This is a genomic window from Rhodopseudomonas palustris (assembly GCF_003591005.1).
GTDB lineage: Bacteria > Pseudomonadota > Alphaproteobacteria > Rhizobiales > Xanthobacteraceae > Rhodopseudomonas > Rhodopseudomonas palustris_K.
In genome coordinates this window covers 22056-40690 of the sequence record NZ_QYYD01000012.1, presented here as the reverse complement: position 1 = coordinate 40690, position 18635 = coordinate 22056, and the positions used below count along the sequence as shown (strand labels likewise).

Annotated in this window: 15 protein-coding genes and 1 tRNA gene; 5 read left to right on the top strand and 11 right to left on the bottom strand. The window is 64.5% G+C overall.

Features of this window, described 5'->3' with window-relative positions; genetic code table 11:
- Window positions 1-14 precede the first annotated feature (14 nt).
- Entirely contained in the window at window positions 15-956 is a 942-nt protein-coding gene (locus D4Q52_RS13075) for a LysR family transcriptional regulator (RefSeq protein WP_119857008.1), read from the bottom strand.
- A gap of 131 nt (window positions 957-1087) precedes the next feature.
- On the opposite strand from D4Q52_RS13075, the gene D4Q52_RS13070 reads away from it, so the two are divergent.
- The 3 genes from D4Q52_RS13070 to D4Q52_RS13060 all read left to right on the top strand — a co-directional run bounded on the left by D4Q52_RS13070 (window position 1088) and on the right by D4Q52_RS13060 (window position 3904).
- A complete protein-coding gene (locus tag D4Q52_RS13070; RefSeq protein ID WP_119857007.1) occupies window positions 1088-2305 on the top strand; it encodes an acyl-CoA dehydrogenase family protein in 1218 nt (405 codons plus the stop codon).
- Between the two features lie 45 nt (window positions 2306-2350).
- Window positions 2351-2854: a flavin reductase family protein gene (locus D4Q52_RS13065; protein ID WP_119857006.1), complete on the top strand. Its 504-nt coding sequence runs from the start codon at window positions 2351-2353 to the stop codon at window positions 2852-2854.
- A gap of 108 nt (window positions 2855-2962) precedes the next feature.
- Window positions 2963-3904: a sensor domain-containing diguanylate cyclase gene (locus D4Q52_RS13060; protein ID WP_119857005.1), complete on the top strand. Its 942-nt coding sequence runs from the start codon at window positions 2963-2965 to the stop codon at window positions 3902-3904.
- Between the two features lie 469 nt (window positions 3905-4373).
- On the opposite strand, the gene D4Q52_RS13055 is transcribed toward D4Q52_RS13060, so the two are convergent.
- From D4Q52_RS13055 to D4Q52_RS13035, 5 genes are all read right to left on the bottom strand, one after another.
- Window positions 4374-5150, bottom strand: coding sequence for a hypothetical protein (locus D4Q52_RS13055; RefSeq protein WP_147407791.1), 777 nt, complete (start codon window positions 5148-5150; stop codon window positions 4374-4376).
- A gap of 13 nt (window positions 5151-5163) precedes the next feature.
- Window positions 5164-5667 carry a Panacea domain-containing protein gene (locus tag D4Q52_RS13050; RefSeq protein ID WP_119857003.1) on the bottom strand — a complete coding sequence of 168 codons (504 nt, stop codon included), beginning with the start codon at window positions 5665-5667 and terminating at the stop codon, window positions 5164-5166.
- A gap of 252 nt (window positions 5668-5919) precedes the next feature.
- Window positions 5920-7260, bottom strand: a complete 1341-nt coding sequence (locus tag D4Q52_RS13045) for a hypothetical protein (RefSeq protein WP_210210138.1) — start codon at window positions 7258-7260, stop codon at window positions 5920-5922.
- A 268-nt stretch (window positions 7261-7528) separates the two neighbouring features.
- Window positions 7529-7605 (bottom strand) — tRNA-Arg (locus D4Q52_RS13040).
- 123 nt (window positions 7606-7728) lie between these two features.
- Entirely contained in the window at window positions 7729-8136 is a 408-nt protein-coding gene (locus tag D4Q52_RS13035) for a YccF domain-containing protein (protein WP_119857002.1), read from the bottom strand.
- A gap of 229 nt (window positions 8137-8365) precedes the next feature.
- Here D4Q52_RS13035 and D4Q52_RS13030 point away from each other — a divergent pair, with 229 nt between their 5' ends.
- Both D4Q52_RS13030 and D4Q52_RS13025 read left to right on the top strand, forming a co-directional pair.
- On the top strand, window positions 8366-9970 hold the full coding sequence (locus tag D4Q52_RS13030) for a histidine kinase famiy protein (RefSeq protein ID WP_119857001.1): 1605 nt from the start codon (window positions 8366-8368) through the stop codon (window positions 9968-9970).
- Between the two features lie 108 nt (window positions 9971-10078).
- Window positions 10079-10471 carry a hypothetical protein gene (locus D4Q52_RS13025; RefSeq protein ID WP_119857000.1) on the top strand — a complete coding sequence of 131 codons (393 nt, stop codon included), beginning with the start codon at window positions 10079-10081 and terminating at the stop codon, window positions 10469-10471.
- Window positions 10472-10817: 346 nt separating this feature from the next.
- On the opposite strand, the gene D4Q52_RS13020 is transcribed toward D4Q52_RS13025, so the two are convergent.
- From D4Q52_RS13020 to kdpB, 5 genes are all read right to left on the bottom strand, one after another.
- Window positions 10818-12410 (bottom strand): gamma-glutamyltransferase family protein, encoded by a 1593-nt coding sequence (locus D4Q52_RS13020; protein ID WP_119857116.1) that lies wholly within the window; start codon window positions 12408-12410, stop codon window positions 10818-10820.
- A gap of 121 nt (window positions 12411-12531) precedes the next feature.
- Entirely contained in the window at window positions 12532-13224 is a 693-nt protein-coding gene (locus D4Q52_RS13015; protein ID WP_119856999.1) for a response regulator, read from the bottom strand.
- Complete coding sequence (locus D4Q52_RS13010) at window positions 13221-15917, bottom strand: sensor histidine kinase (protein ID WP_119856998.1); 2697 nt, start codon at window positions 15915-15917, stop codon at window positions 13221-13223. Before D4Q52_RS13010 ends, D4Q52_RS13015 begins: the two co-directional genes overlap by 4 nt.
- Window positions 15917-16537, bottom strand: a complete 621-nt coding sequence (locus D4Q52_RS13005) for a K(+)-transporting ATPase subunit C (protein WP_119856997.1) — start codon at window positions 16535-16537, stop codon at window positions 15917-15919. Before D4Q52_RS13005 ends, D4Q52_RS13010 begins: the two co-directional genes overlap by 1 nt.
- A 12-nt stretch (window positions 16538-16549) precedes the next feature.
- A complete protein-coding gene (gene kdpB / locus D4Q52_RS13000; RefSeq protein ID WP_119856996.1) occupies window positions 16550-18622 on the bottom strand; it encodes a potassium-transporting ATPase subunit KdpB in 2073 nt (690 codons plus the stop codon).
- Between the last annotated feature and the right edge of the window lie 13 nt (window positions 18623-18635).

Below are 18635 nucleotides of genomic sequence, written 5' to 3'. Positions count from 1 at the left end.
AAGCGCGGCGCTGCTCAACGCCGCTCTTTAGGCCGTCGCACGTCGTCGCTTTCCTGACTGAGCAAAGCGGCGGCGGTCTGGCACAGCCACTTGATGCCGGTGTCGTTCGCGAACCGCGAATGACTGTGCACCCGGACCTCGATCGGCGGCAGCTCGAACGGCAGCTCCAGCAACCGGAAATCGCGCGCGCGATGCAGATCCAGCGCCAGCAGCCGCGGAAAGATCGCCGCGAGGTCCGAATGCCGGACGATCTCCGGCGCGGTGGTGAAGTGGCCGCGCACCGCGATGCGCGGCCGCGCGTCCTCGTCGGCGAGCCATTGCTCGGCGAGCTGATACACCGACGACGTCGTGCGCGCGAAGAAGAACCGCATCCGCGAAAAATTGGACCGCGTCAGCCGCGATTTGGCGACCGGATGGTTGGCGCGCACCAGGCAGATGTAACGATCGTTGAAGGTGTCGATGCTGATCAGGTCCTTGTCGGGCGCGCTGATGGCTCCGATCGCCAGGTCGATCTCGCCCGACCGCATCGAACTCACCACGCTGTCCGGCAGCAACGGCACGACGTGAACCCGAATGAACGGCGAGATCCGCGACAATTCGCTCATCAGCCGCGGCAGGATGTAGACCTCCGCGATGTCCGACATCGCCACCCGGAAGGTGCGCTCGGTGCTGCGCGGGTCGAACACCACGCCGCTCTGCAGCGTGCGATTGAGCAGTTCGAACGCCTGATCCAGCGGCTCGTGCAGGCGCACCGCGGCATCGGTCGGCAGCATGCGGTTTGCGACCCGCACGAACAGCGGATCGCCGAAGCGCTCGCGCAATCGCCGCAGCGCGTGACTGATCGCCGGCTGCGTCAGACCGAGGCGATCGCCGGCCGCGGTGAGACTACGCAGGTCCCAGATCGCCAGGAACACGCGTAGCAGGTTGAGGTCGAGGTGGTCATGAATTCGGCTCATGCAGAAGATTATGACTATGAATTTGACTTACATCAAGGCGGCCGACATCGTGCTGCTACGCGCAGACTAACAGTGACGAAAGTTGCGTCGCGCTGCGGCGCGAGACCCATCACCCGCTCAGGAGATCTGGAATGAACAGCGCTGCCGCCCTGGAGAAGTCTCACGCCGACGCGGTCGGTTCCGAGTTCGATTACAAGGCCGCGGTGCGTTCCATCCTGCCGCGCATCGCCGCGACCACGCATGAGAGCGACAAGCAGCGCCGGCTGGCGGATGACGCCGCCAACGCGCTGCGCGAATCCGGCCTTTCCCGCATGATCACGCCGCGCCAGTTCGGCGGCTACGAAATGTCGCCGAGCGCGCATATCTGGGCCTGCGCCGAAATCGGCAAGGTGTGTTCGGCGGCCAGTTGGGTGTTGATGGTGTGCGTGGCGCACGACTACATCATCGGCCGGTTTCCCGAGGAATGTCAGCGCGAGGTCTATGAGGGCGACGCCGACAATCTGGTCGCCGGCTCGCTGGCGCCGGCGGGCGTGCTGACTCCGGTCGAGGGTGGCTGGCGGCTCACCGGCCGCTGGCAGTTCGGCAGCGGCAGCGATCATTCGCCGTGGTTCATCCTCGGCTCGCGCCGCGCCAATCCCGGCCCGGACGATTATTTGATCCATCACGTCATGGTGCCGCTTGCCGACGTCGAGATCGTCGATACCTGGCACACGCTCGGCATGCGCGGCACCGGCTCGAAGGACCTCGTCGTCACCGACAAGTTCATTCCGGCGCATCGCGCGGTGCCGACGCAGCCGACCTTCCTCGGCCTCAGCCCGCACGCCAAGGCGCCGACCTATCGGCTGTCGGTATATTCCGGCCTGCCGGCGATGCTGTCGGGCTCGGTGCTCGGCATGGCCGAGGGCGGCCTCAAGGCCTTCATCGACGCCACCGCCAAGCGCGTGACGCCGGCCGGCGTGGTCAAGGCCGTCAATGCCTCGATGCAGAAGCGCGTCGCCGAATCCAGCGCCGAGATCGCCGCGGCGCGGCGGCTCTTGACCGACATGTGCGAGCGCTTCGACGTGCTGATGGCGGTCGACCAGGCGCCGATGTCGACCGAGGACCGCATTCAGATGCGCTGGGATGCGGCCTATGTGGTCGAGCTGTGCCGCCGCGCGATCGACCGGCTGTATGCCGCGTCGGGCGCCGCCGGCATCTACGAAGGCAGTCCGGTGTATCGCGCCTTCCGCGACATCAGCACCGCCTGTCACCACGCGGTGATCGATTTCGACACGGTGTCGGGGATGATGGGCCAGTTCAAGCTCACCGGCGATCTCGGCGAAAACCCGCGCGCCGCGCCGTTCGCCTGAGCCGGCGACGCCGCGACGGCTCCCGACCTTCCGCGAGGATGTGACATGATCTCCGAGACGCCGATTTCATCGGAGCTGTTCAAGCAGAGCATGCGCCTCCTCGCCGGCGGCGTCTGCATCGTGGCGAGCAGCCACAATGGCGAGTGGCACGGCCTGACCATGACGGCGGTGTGCTCGCTGACGATGGAGCCGCCGTCGCTGATCGTCTGCGTCAACCGCGGCGCCGGCACGCGCGGCGTCATCAGCGTCACCAAGCGGGTCAGCATCAACATCCTGTCGCGCGACCACGCCGGCCTCGCCGAACTGTTCGCCTCGCCGCAGGTGCGCGGCGCGGCGCGATTCGACCGCGCGCAATGGACCGCGATGGCCAGCGGCGTACCGGCGCTCGCCGACGCGCTCGCGGTGCTCGACTGCGAGATCATTCAGGAAACCGAAGTCGGCCAGCACTCGGTGTTCTTCTGCGAAGTGAAAAGCTCGCGGCTGCAGCCGGACGGCGAGCCGCTGGTCCACTTCAACCGCGCCTTCTGCGCGGTGCAGCCGGTGTGTTGAGCGCGCGGACGCGGCTCATCGGTCGCACTCCCCATATAGGGAACATTAACGGGGTCGGTTTAGGGTTATGGTAATCAGATAACGTCGTGGACGACTGCCGGATCACCGATGAGGGAAGACCCCGCTGCTTCGGGTTTGTCGGACGAGGTTCGGCTTCGGCTGTATGACCAGGCTCTCCCAGCCGCGCGCATCGGCGCCTGGGAATGCGAGCTTGCCACCGAGCGGCTGAACTGGACCCCCGGTGTCTACGCGATCTTCGGCTATCCGCCCGGCAATCCGCTGCGCCGCGCCGCAATTGTCGATCTCTATGTCGACGAGTCGCGCCGCAACATGGAGCTCGCCCGCGCCGAGGTGATCCGCAGCGGCCGCCCGGTCACGCTCGATACCGAGATCCGGACCTGGCGAGGCGAGACGCGCTGGATGCGGCTGTCGATCCATGCGCAGCGGGACGGCGTCGGACCACTGCGGATCTTCGGCGCCAAGCAGGACATCACCGCCGATCGCCAGGCGATTCACAGCCTGCGGCGGCAGGCCGAAACCGACCCGCTCACCGGCCTTGCCAACCGCGCGATCTTCCAGGCGCGCTATCTCGAGGTCGTCAACGACAGCCTGCATCACGGCGACGCCTCGGCGCTGGTGCTGATCGACCTTGACGGCTTCAAGGTGCTGAACGACACGCTCGGTCATCTCGCCGGTGACGCCTGCCTGTGCGAAGTCGCGCAGCGGCTGCGCCGCGCCTTCCGTGGCGCCGGGCTGGTCGGCCGGCTCGGCGGCGACGAATTCGCCATCATCCTGCAGGCGCCGAGCACGCCGGCAAGGATCGCCGACGTGCTGCGCCACACCACCGCGATGCTAGGCCGCCCGCTGTTCTGGAACGGCCACCGCATCGCCATCAGCGCCTCGATCGGCGCCGCCCTGATCGGCCGCCCCCACCGCCGCCGCATCGTCGAGCTGTTCGCCGAAGCCGACGCCGCGCTGTATCAGGCGAAGGCGGCCGGGCGGAATTGCGTGCATGTGATCGGGGACGAGGCGGAGAGCCGGGCGGCGTAGGGGCGGGCGGGCTGGTTACACATCAGATGCAGCACGTCCGCGGGCTTCAGATCTGGGGCCGAAAAAGGCGGCAAGACGGCGTGAAGGGCGGCGCTAGCATGGCCGCGCAGCACGGCTGGCCCCGCCAGGCGGAATTCTGAGCTTCGCAGTTAGGGAGGGGCAATTCCCTTCAAGCCGGCGCGCCATGGGGTAGGCCGATCGGTCACGCGAGCGCCGACTGATTGTTGACGGATAAAGCGTTAGGCGAGGCGCTACGGTCAGGTAATGCCAGCGCCCTGCCAGGCCCAAGGGCATATGGTTGCTGGTGTTGACCGGATGTCGCCCCGGCGAGAAACGACCTGACAGCGCACACCTTCCGGCATTCCTACGGTTAGTGGCCGGCATTCTCGAATGCAGCAAATCCCAAAAATACCTCATCAGCTTGACGCTGTCTTCGTCGCAGCCGCAGACAAGATACGTTAGAAAATCTCTAACTATATGAGTCCGTAGCGGCCTTGGTAGCTTCATCTTTCAGGAGCAGTTTGTCCAACTCGTCGATTGCAATCTCGAGAAGGTCACTCACGCAGTCCGCAAGCCCCTCCTGTATGACGCCTGACACTCGAACGAAAAGCGCGTCTGGCATAGCAACCAGCATCGTTGAGAATTGCAATCGATGGGTGAGGCTCGATTGTATTTGGTCGTAAAGTCCACGGCATCGACAATCTTGCCCGCACGCCCCAATCCTGGCTTCGATTTCCGTGATTGCGATTTCGAATTCACCTTTCCCTATCGGAGCTTCTCGCGTTTTGTAGTCCGAGTACGCGGAGGGCTGGATATTGTGTGATGGGTCTAGCAGAACGATGTTGAAGATGCCGCGCTCGTCCCAGAATCCGACGATTCGACCTAAAGCCTTCGATACTGAAAATTGCCAGAACGGATATTCGTCATCGTTGTCTAAGTACTTTTTGTCTATCCAATTAAGGTCGCTTCGCCTGATTGGAATGCTGCGGTGGCTCCAGTCAATTTCATGCAACCGCCAACGCAGCTTTTCAGCAGGTGTGCTGAGCACTTCGGAAACTTGCTTGGCACTGAGATCGGAAATCTTCTCAAGCACTGAAACAAACCATGCGCCATCTTTGTCGCCGGTGCCGAAAAGGTCGATCTGCTTCAGATATCGGAATGAAAAATTCCACTGGCGCACCTGCGGGATTGCGCCGAGCTTGACCGCTTGCGATGCGGCAGGAACATTACCGACTACGGGCTTCAAGATATACTAGGCCTCAACTTGCTGTATTGCGCTGCAGCCTGGCGGAGTAGTATTCCTGCATCGTCTTGTCAGATATCGCTTTTTCGCAACGCTCGTTTGGATGATAACCCTCACGAGTTTCGATCCATGGACGCTCTTGGTGTGTCATTTCTTCGAGCTGGTCGTCAGTGTATTCGGCGTAGGCTTCAAGAATGTTGTCGATGTGACGCTTTACAGGGTTAGGGAGCGCATCAACGTCAAAGTTCTCACGCATGTCGCGTCGGCGAACTGGTGAGTACATGGATTTCGTGTCTTTGAATCTGTCATAAATGATACGGCACACTGGCCCATGAACCCAGGCTTGAAACTCATTGTTGAAGAAGCGCCCTTTCCCGAACGCTAAATTCCACGCCTGCACGTAGTAAAGTAGCTTATGTAGCTTGAGCACATTTAGGCGTTCGCCAGCGTCCTCCATCTTTACAACGATGTAGTCGACGACGTCATGAATGTCTGCGGTTGCCTGGGTCTGGGCAGTCATCTTGAACTTCTCGGTGGTGCTATATCAATTCATTGTAGCACGCGCCGATTCGCGGGTCACGGATTCAAAAGTCTATATTTGTCAAGATGTTCCACATCCTAAATGGGTCTCGCCCCACTGCGGTCGCCATCGCCGATTCGTGGCGCAGCGACCGTTCAGAAAGGTCATTAGCCTCTGCAAAACGGGCCTTCTAGCGTTCGATAATCTCAAAAAGGTCCGACTTTGCATTATGCGATTTCAAGTGATGCTTGACTAGTTTTTCGGCTGGGTAAGCCACCAATCATATCGCGCCTTCCAATTGGTAGGGACGCTGGTGGCGGCTATTAGCGTCACTAAGTACGCAAACATCTTCCGGCAACGTCCATACGTCTGGATATTTTTGCCGGCGACTGTCGGGCTGTCAGTCAAGTTGAGCATGATCGCGACTTCGTTAGGTGAAAACGACTTGACCATCTTTTCATAGCTAGGCATGGCCGCATGAGACACCCCATATGGGTTTCCTATCGCACAGGTGATCACCGATTCAACGAATACTTGTTGCGCAGTCGCGGGTACCCGATTTTGCGACGCGAGATATTCGAGCCGCTGAGCAAATGGCGGCTCGTTGTAGAAATTGTTCATTGCATTGTGGACCGATAGCAGGTTTCCGCTCGCCGTCGTTATCACAAGGTGGATCTCACTCTCGCCGAGCAGCGAGAGTAGTCCCAGCTTCTCAAAAAACTGGGATGACGCCTTACTCTTTACGTCGTCTCCGCTTGCTCGATAGCCCTGATGTCGATCTACAAGTTCCGATTTGGAGTGAGGTGAAAGCGTTTCCCTGAACGGGCCACAAACGTCTAAAGCATTAACGCGAGCCTCTTCGCCGGACGAGGGGTCGCAATAAATGCCATGGAGCGTGCCGAAAAGTGCGTCTCTTTGAGCTTCGAACGTTTGCTCGAGGCGTTGAACCCACGTGTGAAGTTGCTCCGGCGCAAACCGAGAAGCTTTGATGGCGGCGACGAACGCATGTATGTCCACACCACGTGGGTTATCCTCCATCGATAGCGCGTGGCGCGAACAGCGGCTCAGGAAGACTAGAAATTCGTCTTCATCGAGGCTGCCCATCGATGGATGAGCGGCCGAAAAGTTATTTCGGGTGTCACGGCACTGGTCTAGGAAAAAGTAACCGTCCTCTGAAACTAGATTTAGTTTGAGGCATAACGATAAAAGGTCCGCATCCTTCAGGTCAACTAGAGTGGCTTCGTCAAACGTTTTGGCAGTTACGTGATGGACAACTGTTAAGCCAAATCTACGTACTTTTTCGCGCAACTCGACTACTGCAGCGTTCCATGCGTAGTTAATAGCGCTGTCGAATAAGCCTGCTGAAACAGCCACGCACATGCGGACGACTGTTTCATTCCGATGCTGCGCGGGAATCTTTTCGAGGAGTCGCGGTAGGTTGGACCAGGCATGGGCGATCTGTTGATCGCTCGGAAGGACCGTCCGCGAAACGCCGAGCGCCCGGGTGAGGTCGTTTAGCATCTGCCCGGTAAGGGCGGTCGGGTTTGGAAGCGCAATCGTCGTTGCTGCCGTTGCGGCTGGAAGAGTGGCCATGAAATTCACTTCACTGAATGCTGGAAGCAAGGCACCGTAACGTAATCTGCGCGCGGGGCCACTCCGAAAGGGCGCCCCGATGGCGAGTGCACGTAGATGCTAATCCAATAACGTGAATGTATACTGCAAAAATCTTAGAGGGCTACTGTCGCGTATGTCATGCCGGGTCGCGCCCGCGCTTTTCACACAGGCCAAGCCCAACTGCTTCTATGTGCTTCCTGACGGAGAAAGCAAGATTCCGCCGATTACCATATCCATTTCAAATTGCTGGCGCACCCGACACGATTCGAACGTGTGACCTTTGCCTTCGGAGGGCAACGCTCTATCCAGCTGAGCTACGGGTGCGTGCCCCGTTCCTGTAGCCGATTGGCGGCGGGTCGGCAACGGGGCAGAGCGGGGCGATTGGCTCTGTAGAAAACAGCTTTGCCGCAAGCCTCGTCCCGCCAAGACCCTCGCTCCCCGTCTCCTTCACTCCGCCGGCACGATCATCTTTCCGATCGGCCACAGCGCGATGCCGGCGAGTTTGAGGTGGGCCCAGGCGAATGGGATGCCGATGATGGTGACGGCGAGAAGGACGGCGGTGACGACGTGGCCGAGCGCCAGCCACCAGCCGGCGAATACGAACCAGATGATGTTGCCGATGACGCCGAGCGGGCCGGTGCCGATGTCGTCGCGGCCGGTGACCATGTCGCGCGGTACCGCCATATAGCCGAACGGGAAGAGCGTGTAGGCGGCGATGCTGAAGGCGGCGCGGGCCCAGGGCAGGCCGATGATGGTGATCGCCATGATCACCGCGGCCAGCGCCCAGCCAGCGGCCATCCAGATGCCGCCGAGCGCGATCCAGAGGATGTTCAGAAGCAGCGAGACAGGCGACATGGATCGAACTCCGAGAGGGCTAGGGCAGTGTTGCTGAGTCGGGGTGGAACCGTCCACGGTCCCTGATGGAAAGCTGGGCAAAAGCCATCCGTGGGCCGGGCAGCGTTCAATTTAAGGTCATATGGCACCTTGGCTGGCGCGATGCTGCTCTGCAGCAAGTCGCTTCGCCGGAACGGAACCCTCCTGGCCGCATTACAGTTCCCGTTGCCACCCTGGAGCCCTTGTCAAAATGTCGGACGATCAGCATCCCCGTGAGCGCGCGGTTGTCGACCGCGGCGATGCGATCGATCTCACAAATCCGAATCACGACATCTTCTTTGCTGCGGTCGAAACGACGCGGATGCCGATGATCGTGACCGACCCGCGCCAGCCGGACAACCCGATCATCTTCGCCAACCGGGCTTTTCTGGAGATGACCGGCTACGCGCTCGGCGAGATCGTCGGCAACAATTGCCGCTTCCTGCAGGGGCCGGACACCGATCGCGACACCGTGGCGATCGTTCGCGAGGCGATCGCCCACCGGCGCGACGTCGCGGTCGAGATCCTTAACTATCGCAAGAACGGCGCGGCGTTCTGGAACGCGCTGTTCATCAGCCCGGTTTATAATCGCGACGGCGAGCTGGTGTACTTCTTTGCCTCGCAGCTCGACGTGTCGCGCCGGCGCGACGCCGAGACCTCGCTGGTGCAGGCGCAGAAGATGGAGGCGATCGGCCAGCTCACCGGCGGCATCGCCCACGACTTCAACAATCTGCTGCAGGTGATCATCGGCTATGCGGACACCCTGCAGTCCGCCACCGACAGCCTGGCGCCGCGGCATCAGCGCGCGGTCGACAACATCCGGACGGCCGCGGCGCGCGCCGCGACGCTGACGCAGCAATTGCTGTCGTTCGCCCGCAAGCAGCGGCTCGACAGCCGGCCGATCAATCTCAACAACATGATCGAGACGCTGGTGCGGCTGGCGCGCCGCACGCTGGGCGAAAACGTCGACGTGCAGGTCAAGACGCAGAGCGATCTGTGGAACAGCCGCATCGACCAGACCCAGGCTGAAGTCGCGCTGCTCAATCTGTTCGTCAACGCCCGCGACGCGATGCCGAACGGCGGCACGCTGACGATCCGCACCGAGAACAAGGAGATCGCCGAGGAGGACACGCTGCAGTTCGGCGTGCCGCGCGGCGGGCGATACGTCGTGCTCAAGGTGACCGACACCGGCAACGGCATCGGGCCCGACATCCTCAAGCGCGTCACCGAGCCGTTCTTCACCACCAAGGAAGAAGGCAAGGGTACCGGGCTTGGGCTCGCCATGGTGTATGGCTTCACCCGGCAGTCCGGCGGAAGCACGCATATCTACAGCGAAATCGGCCACGGCACGACCGTCCAGCTGCTGTTCCCCGCCACCACGCAGGATCTGCCCAAGCCGTCGATCCGCGCGCCGATGGCGATGGATCGCGCCGGCAGCGAGCGCATTCTGGTGGTCGAGGATCGTCCCGAGGTCGCCGAACTGGCGCGGTCGATCCTGGAGGATTTCGGCTACCAGACCGAGATGGCCAGCAACGCCCGCGAAGCGCTCGAGCTGCTCGATGCCGAGACGCGGTTCGATCTGTTGTTCACCGATCTGGTGATGCCCGGCAGCATGAACGGCGCCGTGCTGGCGCGCGAAGCGTTGAAGCGGCAACCCAAGCTCAAGGTGCTGCTCACCACCGGCTATTCCGAAGCCGTGGTCGCACAACAGGACGCCGCGTCCGAAGAGTTCGACATCATCAACAAGCCGTATCGCCGCACGGATCTGATCCGGCGCGTGCGGCATCTGCTGGATGGCCCGACCGGGGTGACGTAATCGCGGATCGCGTGCGGTCTCCGCAATCTCAAAATCGCCATCGCGGCGGCGAATTGCCGCCAAAGCGCTTGGCCAGATTCGACCGCAGCTTCACCGGAGACATCCCGCTTGCCCTACACCGTGACGGCGACCCGCGACGATGAGAAGATGCAGAGCGTGCGCAACAGCGCACTGATCGCGCTCGCCAAAGCACGGGTGTGGGAAAGCGAAGGTTGGCGCGTTCTGATCGAGGGGCCCGATGGCAGCGAGTATGCGGTCGCGCAGCTCGAGGCCATCACGGCGTTCAAGCCGGAGAAGTGGAAGTCGTTCGCCGCTACGCTGCCGGCGCAGGACGCATGGAGCGACGCGCAGGCGCTGGCCTTGCTCGGCGCTGATCTGCTCGAACCTGAAGCGAAGATGCAGCTCGGCGATCTGCAGGGGCCATGGATTTCCTACGGGCCATGGCGGGTGGAATCACGCGGCGCCGAGGCCGGGAAGAAGCTGGCGCTGGCGTCTTCCTGAGCCACTACTCTGTTGCAGCGTTCGCAACGATACACCAGCACGAGCCGCCTCAGCTGTACGATCGGCAGCCGGCCGATCAGCAGCATGTCGTGTGCGCAGTTCGGGCACGTCAGATTGCTTTCAGGACTGGCATCGAACATCACGGCCGCTCGCAGCAGAGGCCGCGTCGCGGCCGGTCGGCGCATGTGTAGCAGCGGGATGTAAAGCGTCCGCGACGCGATCCTCCTCAATTCTTGCGCGGTCACGCCGATCTTCAGATGTGACCGCCCTCTCCTGGCAGTTCCGCGCAAGTTTCCGCGTAGTCATACCTGGTGGATCGCGCGAGCTGAGAGTCCTTGGAGCTCAGTCAGCTTTCGGCGACGGCGTCGCCCCATGGCTGTGCGATCTCGGTTGCGCCGGAGTTGGTGTCGCGCTCGCGCAGCACGACGCTTGGGCAGGCGAATTTCATCGGGAATGTCTGCACCCGCGCTTCCTCATAACTGAAGCGCCGCGCCAGCGCGGTCCGCGTTGCATACGGCAGCCGAACGTCGCCGATCACGATCGCGCCTTCGCTGGCGTCGATCCGTGGCTGATGCAAAGCAGCCTCGAGATCCATGCCGTAGTCCATCACGAACGATAGGATCTGCGCCACCGCCGGCAGAATGCGGCGACCGCCCGAGGCACCCAGCGCCAGGCGGCGGCCGTCGGCGGCCTGCGCCAGCACCGGCGTGTAGTTGGTGAGGCAGCGCTTGCCGGGTGCCAGTGAGTTGGGGCGGCCGGGCTCGGGATCGAACCACATGATGCCGTTGTTCAACATGATGCCGCTGCGCGGAGTTTCGAATTTCGAGCCGAACGTCGACAGCAGCGTCTGTGTCACCGCCGCCATGTTGCCGTCACGATCCACCACGGAGAAGTGCGTCGTGCAGGCGGGCGCCAGATGTTCGGCGCCGAGCGCACGGCGGCCGTCGGCGTCGCCCATGTCGGCGAGCCGCTCCGCATAGGCGGATTGCAGCGCGCGCGCATAGGCCGCGTAGGCCTCAAGGTCCGGCTCGCCGCCCTGCGCCTGCAGCTGTTGCGCCAGCACGCGGAGCGTATGCGCGAGCGTCGGCCCGGCGGTGAGTTCGGGCGTCGCATAGACGGTGCCGCCGCGATACGGAATCGCGAGCGGCTCGCGCAGATGCGCGCGGAACGACGCCAGATCCTCGACCGTCAGCGAGCCGCCGGCGGCGCTGATATCGGCCGCGATGCTGCGGGCCAGATCGCCTGCGTAGAAGTCGCGCGGGCCTTGCGCGGCGAGTTGTGCCATCGTCGCCCGCAGCCGTGTCTGCGGCAGCCGGGTCTCCGCCCGGATGCCCCATGGCGATTGCGGCGGCAGCCCGTCGATCAGATACGATGCGGCGCTGGCTTCGTAGCGGCGCAGATCCGCCGCGGCGCTGCCGATCATCAGCGTCGTCCACCAATCGACCGCGAGCCCTTCGCCGGCCAGCGCGACGCTCGGAGACACCAGTTCCTGCCACGGCATCCGCGCGTAGCGGCGATGCGCTTCCTCCATGCCGGCGACGACGCCGGGCACCGCGACCGAGCCCGGCCCGTGCAGGTTCCGATCGTCTTTGACGCGCGGCCATGGAAACAGATCGGACGCCGCGCCGGCGCCGGTCAGCGGATAGTCGCTCGTGCGCAGGCTGCCGGGTGCGCGCATGCCGTAATCGATGACTTGGTATGTGTTCTCGGCCGCGCGGTACAGCACCATCGCGCCGCCGCCGCCGAGCCCGCTCATCCATGGCTCCAGCACGCCCAGCGCAAATGTGGTGGCAATCACCGCGTCGATGCAGTCGCCGCCCGCGGCCAGCACCTGTGCGCCCACTTCCGCTGCGCGGCGCGATTGCGCCGCAACGATGCCGCCCTTGGAGGCGACCGCGGGTTTGCGGATCTGCTGCAGATTGCTGAACTGATCGACCATGATCGGGCTGTGCTTTCGCTGCGTGGAAAAACACCGCGCGAACGCGCGGCGCGAGGCATCAAACCACATGCGATCACGGCGCGACAATCCTCGCGCACCGCATGCGGCGTTGCGCGCCGCGTCAGCCGGCTTCGCCGATGCGATAGCCGATGCCGGGCTCGGTCGAAATGATCTGCGGATCGTCGGCGCGCGCTTCGATCTTCTGCCGCAGCTGGCCGATATAGACGCGCAGATATTGCGTGTCGGAGGTGTGCGCGGGCCCCCACACCGCAGCGAGAATCTGGCGGTGGGTGACGACGCGGCCGGCGTGACGCACCAGGAAGGCGAGCAGTTCGAATTCTTTCGGCGTCAGCTTGATATCGGTGCCGTCGCGGGTGACGCGGTGGCGCAGCACGTCGATCTCGATGCCGCCGACCGACAACGTCGCCGGCTCGGATTTGCGCTGCATGCGATGGCGCAACGCGGCGCGCATTCGGGCCATCAGCTCGCCGGTGTTGAACGGCTTGTTGACGTAGTCGTCGGCGCCGAGATCCAGCGACTCGATCTTCTCAGCCTCGCGTTCACGCGCCGACAGCACCAGGATCGGCAGATCCGACCAGGCGCGGACCTGTCGGATCACGTCCTTGCCGTCGCCGTCGGCGAGGCCGAGGTCGAGCAGCACGATGTCCGGGGCATCGGCGGCGATTCGCTTGATCGCCTCGGCGACGGTCGCGGCGTGCGCGACGTCATAGCTGTTGGCTTCCAGCGCCGGCTTCAGAAAGCGCAGGATCGCCGGTTCGTCGTCGACCACCAGCACGCGCGAATTCATGCTCATGATTGCGGCGTCTCCTGGGTTGGGTCGCGCATGAAACTCAGCACGAAGCGCGTGCCGCGCCCGTCGGCGACCAGGCTGGCCGACACCGTGCCGCCATGCGCTTCCATGATTCCCTTGGTGATGGCGAGCCCGAGCCCGACGCCCTGGCCGCGGTCGGATGTTGGCGCGGCGTCGCGCGCGCCGCGCACGAAGCGATCGAAGATATGCGGCAGGTCGGCCGCCGCAATGCCCGGGCCGTTGTCGGTGACGCGCAGATGCACCGCAGCCTCGTCGGCCGCGGCATCGACGACGATGTGCGCCGTGGGCGGCGTGTACGTCACCGCGTTGGCGACGATGTTGCCGAGCGCCTGCTCGACCAGCGCGGCGTCGGCCTGCACCAGCGGAATGTCCGCCGGCCAGGCCAGCTCGAGCCGCTGCGTCGCGCCGCGGCGGCGTGCGGCCTCGATCACCCGCGCGGCGATCTCGCGCAGATCGACCCAGTCGCGCCGCAGTTCGAGCGCGCCGGATTCGATCCGGGTGATCGACAACAGATTGCGCACCATCTCGTCGAGGCCTTCGGCCTCCTCGCGGATGTTGGCGAGCAGGTCGCGGGTCGCGGCTTCGCCGAGCTTGTCGCCATAGGTCGACAGACTCGTTGCCGAGCCGAGGATCGAGGACAGCGGCGTGCGGAAATCGTGAGAGATCGAGGCCAGCAACGTATTGCGGACGCGCTCGGTTTCGGTCGCGGTGCGGGCGCTCACCATGTCGCGGGTCAGCGCGGCGCGCTCCAGCGCCGCGGCGGTCTGCTCGGTCAGGGTGTCGAGCAGTGCCTGCGCTTCAGCATCGAGCGCCGCGCTATCCTTCTGCTGCATCACCCCGATCACGCCGTAGGTGGTGGAGCTGGTGCGGGCCGGTACGAAGCGCCACGGCACGATCGGCAGGGTGCCGGTCTCGAAGCCGGCCGGCTCATTGTGGGTGAGGGCCCAGCGCGCCGCCGTCATCGCGGCTTCGTCGAGCGTATCCTCCGGCGGCCAGGCCGCGGCGAGCACCAGATCGTCGCCGCGAGGCAGCAGCACCATCACTGGCCGTCCGAGGCTGGCGTGGATCTCGCTCGCGGCGCCTTCGGCGATCTGATCGCTGGTCGCCAGCCCCGACAGCCGCCGTGTGAACTCGTACAGCCGCCGCATCGCCCGCACGCGGCCGGCGGAAATCCGGGCCTGCTCGCGCAGTCGCCCGGCGAGCGTTGCGGCGACGAACGCGACCACCAGGTACACCAGCAGCGCCAGCAGCTCGTACGGCTCGGCGATAGTGAAGGTGTAGAGCGGGGCGATGAAGAAGAAATTGTAGGCGAAGAACGACAGCACCGAAGCGAAGATTGCCGGCCACACCCCCGACTTGACGGCGCTGAACAGCACCGCCATCAGGAACACCACCGACAGATTGGCGGTGGGGATCATCTGCCCGATCGCCTTACCGACCAGAGTTGCCCCGGTCACCGCAACCGCCGCGTACAGGAAATGCGCCGGCGTTGAAGCGTCGAACCGTGCCGCCAGCGAGCGCGACGGGCGCTCGGCAGCGTCGCTCTGGGTCGGCACGAGGTGGATGGCGATGTCGGTCGAGCGCTGCAGCAATTGCAGCGGCAACGAGCGCGACAGCAGCCGCCGCCACGCACTGCCGGGACGGCCGATCACGATCTGGGTGACGTTTTCGAACCGGGCGAAGCGCAGCAGTTCGTCCGGCAGGTCGGCGCCGGTCAGCGTATGGATCTCGGCGCCGAGGCTTTCGGCCAGCTTCAGGGCGGCGTCGATCTGCTGGCGTGCGGCGGTGGGCAGATTGACGCCGGGGCGCTCGACCGTGACGGCGATCCACGGCGCATCCATTAGATCGGCGAGCCGCTTGGCGTTGCGCACCACGCCGGGCGAACCGGCGTCCGGTCCGACGCAGGCGAGGATGCGTTCGCCGGCCGCCCACGGGCCTTCGATCGCCTGCGCCTGCATCCGCTCGACCAACGCGGCGTCGACCCGCTCGGCGGCGCGGCGCAGCGCGAGTTCGCGCAGTGCGGTCAGGTTCTGCGGCTTGAAGAAGCTCTCGACCGCGCGCGCCGCGGTGTCCTGGACATAGACCTTGCCCTGAGCCAGCCGCTTCAGCAGTTCGTCGGGCGGCAGGTCGACCAGCACGATCTCGTCGGCGCGGTCGAACGCGGTGTCGGGCACGGTCTCGCGCACCCGCACCTTGCTGATCTTCAGCACGACGTCGTTCAGGCTTTCGAGGTGCTGGATGTTCAGCGTGGTCCAGACATCGATGCCGGCGGCGAGCAGTTCGTCGATGTCCTGCCAGCGTTTCGGATGCCGGCTGCCGGGCACGTTGGTGTGGGCGTATTCGTCGACCAGCAGCAGACCGGGCCGCCGCGCCAGCGCGCCGTCGAGGTCGAATTCGCCGATCACCCGGTTGCGATACACGATCGGGCGGCGCGGCAGCTGCTCGAGGCCCTGCAGCAATTGCTCGGTCTCGAGCCGGCCGTGGGTTTCGATCAGTCCCGCCACCACGTCGCGGCCGCCGCTCTGCTCGCTGCGCGCGGCGGCGAGCATCGCGTAGGTCTTGCCGACGCCGGGGGCGGCGCCGACGAACACCTTGAGCCGCCCGCGCCCCTCTTTGCTGGCGAGCGCCAGCAGGGCGTCGGGCGATGCGCGAGCGGTGGTAGCGGAGGTCGACATCAGGAGGCCGGTTGCTTCGGAGCCTGCAGTCTATCCAGCGCCAGGTTTAATTTCAGCACGTTGACGCGCGGTTCGCCGAGCACGCCGAGGTCGCGGCCACTCGTCTGCTGCTCCACCAAAGCACGCAGCGCGGCCTCCGGCAAATTGCGGGTCCTGGCGACTCGCGGGACCTGGAATAGCGCCGCCTCCGGCGAGATGTCCGGGTCGAGGCCGCTGCCGGAGGTGGTGACCAGATCGACCGGCACCGGCTGCGTCGGGTTTTCCTGCTGTAGCGCCGCGACGTCGTCCTTCAGCCGGTCCGCCAGCGTCTTGCTGGTCGGACCGAGATTGGAGCCCATCGAATTGGCTGCATTGTATGGCGCCGGCACGGTCTTGCTGGCGTCCTGCGGGTCGGGCGCGGTGGTGGCCGAGGGGCGGCCATGGAAATAGGTCGGCGTGGTGAACGACTGGCCGATCAAGGCGGAGCCGATCACCTGACCGTCCTTCTCGATCAGGCTGCCATTGGCCTGGCCCGGCAACAGCACCTGAGCAAGGCCGGTCATCGCCAACGGATAGATCAGGCCGGTGAGGCAGGCGAGGGCGGCGAAGGATACCAGGGCCGGGCGGATTTCTTTCAACATGGACGTCACCTTTCAGGCGAGATGCAAAGCGGTCACCGCGAGATCGATGACCTTGATGCCGACGAACGGCAGCACCAGGCCGCCGAGGCCGTAGATCAGGAGATTGCGGCGCAGCAGCGCGGCGGCGCCGACCGGGCGATAGGTCACGCCCTTCAGCGCTAAGGGAATCAGCGCGATGATGATTAGCGCGTTGAAGATGATCGCCGACAGGATCGCGCTTTGCGGCGTCGACAGGCCCATCACGTTGAGCGCGCCGAGCTGCGGATAGAACGCCACGAACATCGCCGGGATGATGGCGAAGTACTTGGCGACGTCGTTGGCGATCGAGAACGTGGTCAGCGCGCCGCGCGTCATCAGCAGTTGCTTGCCGATGCCGACAACCTCGATGAGCTTGGTCGGATCCGAGTCGAGATCGACCATGTTGCCGGCCTCGCGGGCCGCCTGGGTGCCGCTCTGCATCGCGACGCCGACATCGGCCTGGGCGAGCGCCGGGGCGTCGTTGGTGCCGTCGCCGCACATCGCGATCAGCCGGCCGTTGGCCTGCTCGGTGCGGATGTAGCGCAGCTTGTCCTCGGGGGTAGCCTGGGCGATGAAATCGTCAACGCCGGCTTCCGAAGCGATCGAGGCCGCTGTGACCGGGTTGTCGCCGGTGATCATCACGGTCTTGATGCCCATCCGCCGCAGCGCCGCGAAGCGCTCCTTGACGTCCGGCTTCACCACGTCCTTGAGATGGATGACGCCGAGCAGCCGGCCGCCTTCGGCGAGGCCGAGTGGCGTGCCGCCGGCGCGGGCGATGCGATCGACCGCGGCGCGGAACGCGGGCGGTTCGGCGATATCGGCGCCGGATTCATCGCGCACGAACTTCAGGATCGAATCCACCGCTCCCTTGCGCAGCTTGCGGCCCGGAAGATCGATGCCCGACAGCCGCGTCATGGCCGAGAAGGCGATGAACTGCGCGCCGACCGGCGCCGCCGCGCTGGAGACCGCGTACTTCTCCTGCGCCAGCGCCACGATCGAACGGCCCTCCGCCGTCTCGTCCGCCTCGCTGGCCAGCAGCGCAGCCTGCGCGGCCTCGGCGTCGCTGACGCCGGGCACCGCGATGATCTCGGAGGCGAGGCGGTTGCCGAACGTGATGGTGCCGGTCTTGTCGAGCAGCAGCGTGTCAATGTCGCCGGCGGCTTCGACCGCGCGGCCGGACATCGCCAGCACGTTGAAGCGTACCAGCCGGTCCATGCCGGCGATGCCGATCGCCGACAGCAGCGCGCCGATCGTGGTCGGGATCAGCGTCACGAACAGCGCCACCAGCACGATCACCGAGATCGAGCCGCCGGCATAGCTGGCGAAACTCGGGATCGTCACCGTGGCAAACACGAAGATGATGGTGAGCCCGACCAAGAGGATGTTCAGCGCGATTTCGTTCGGGGTCTTCTGCCGCTCGGCGCCTTCGACCAGCTTGATCATGCGGTCGAGAAACGACGAGCCGACCGCCGCGGTGATCTTCACGATGATGCGGTCCGAGATCACGGTGGTGCCGCCAGTCACCGCCGAGCGGTCGCCGCCGGATTCGCGGATGACGGGGGCCGACTCGCCGGTCACCGCCGCTTCATTGACCGAGGCGATACCCTCGATGATGTCGCCATCGCCCGGGATGATGTCGCCGGCTTCGCACAGCACAACGTCGCCGACCTGAAGATGCTCGGCGGCGACGCCTTCGTACAGTTCGTTGTTGCCAGGCATCAGCAGCCGCTTGGCAACCGTGGAGGCGCGGGTGGCGCGCAGCGTGTCGGCCTGCGCCTTGCCGCGGCCTTCCGCCACGGCTTCGGCGAAGTTGGCGAACAGCACCGTGAACCACAGCCAGATGGTGATCTGCAATTCGAAGCCGATGTCGCCCTGGCCGGTGATCACGTCGCGGATCAGCAGCACGGTGGTGAGCGCGGTGACGATCTCGAGCACGAACATCACCGGGTTCTTGATCAGCGTGCGCGGGTCGAGCTTGACGAAGGCCTGACCGACCGCCGGCAGCAGAATTGCCGGATCGAGCATGGTCGCCGCCTTGCTCCGCTTGCTAGTTTTGGTGGCTTGCATGGATGGGACTCCG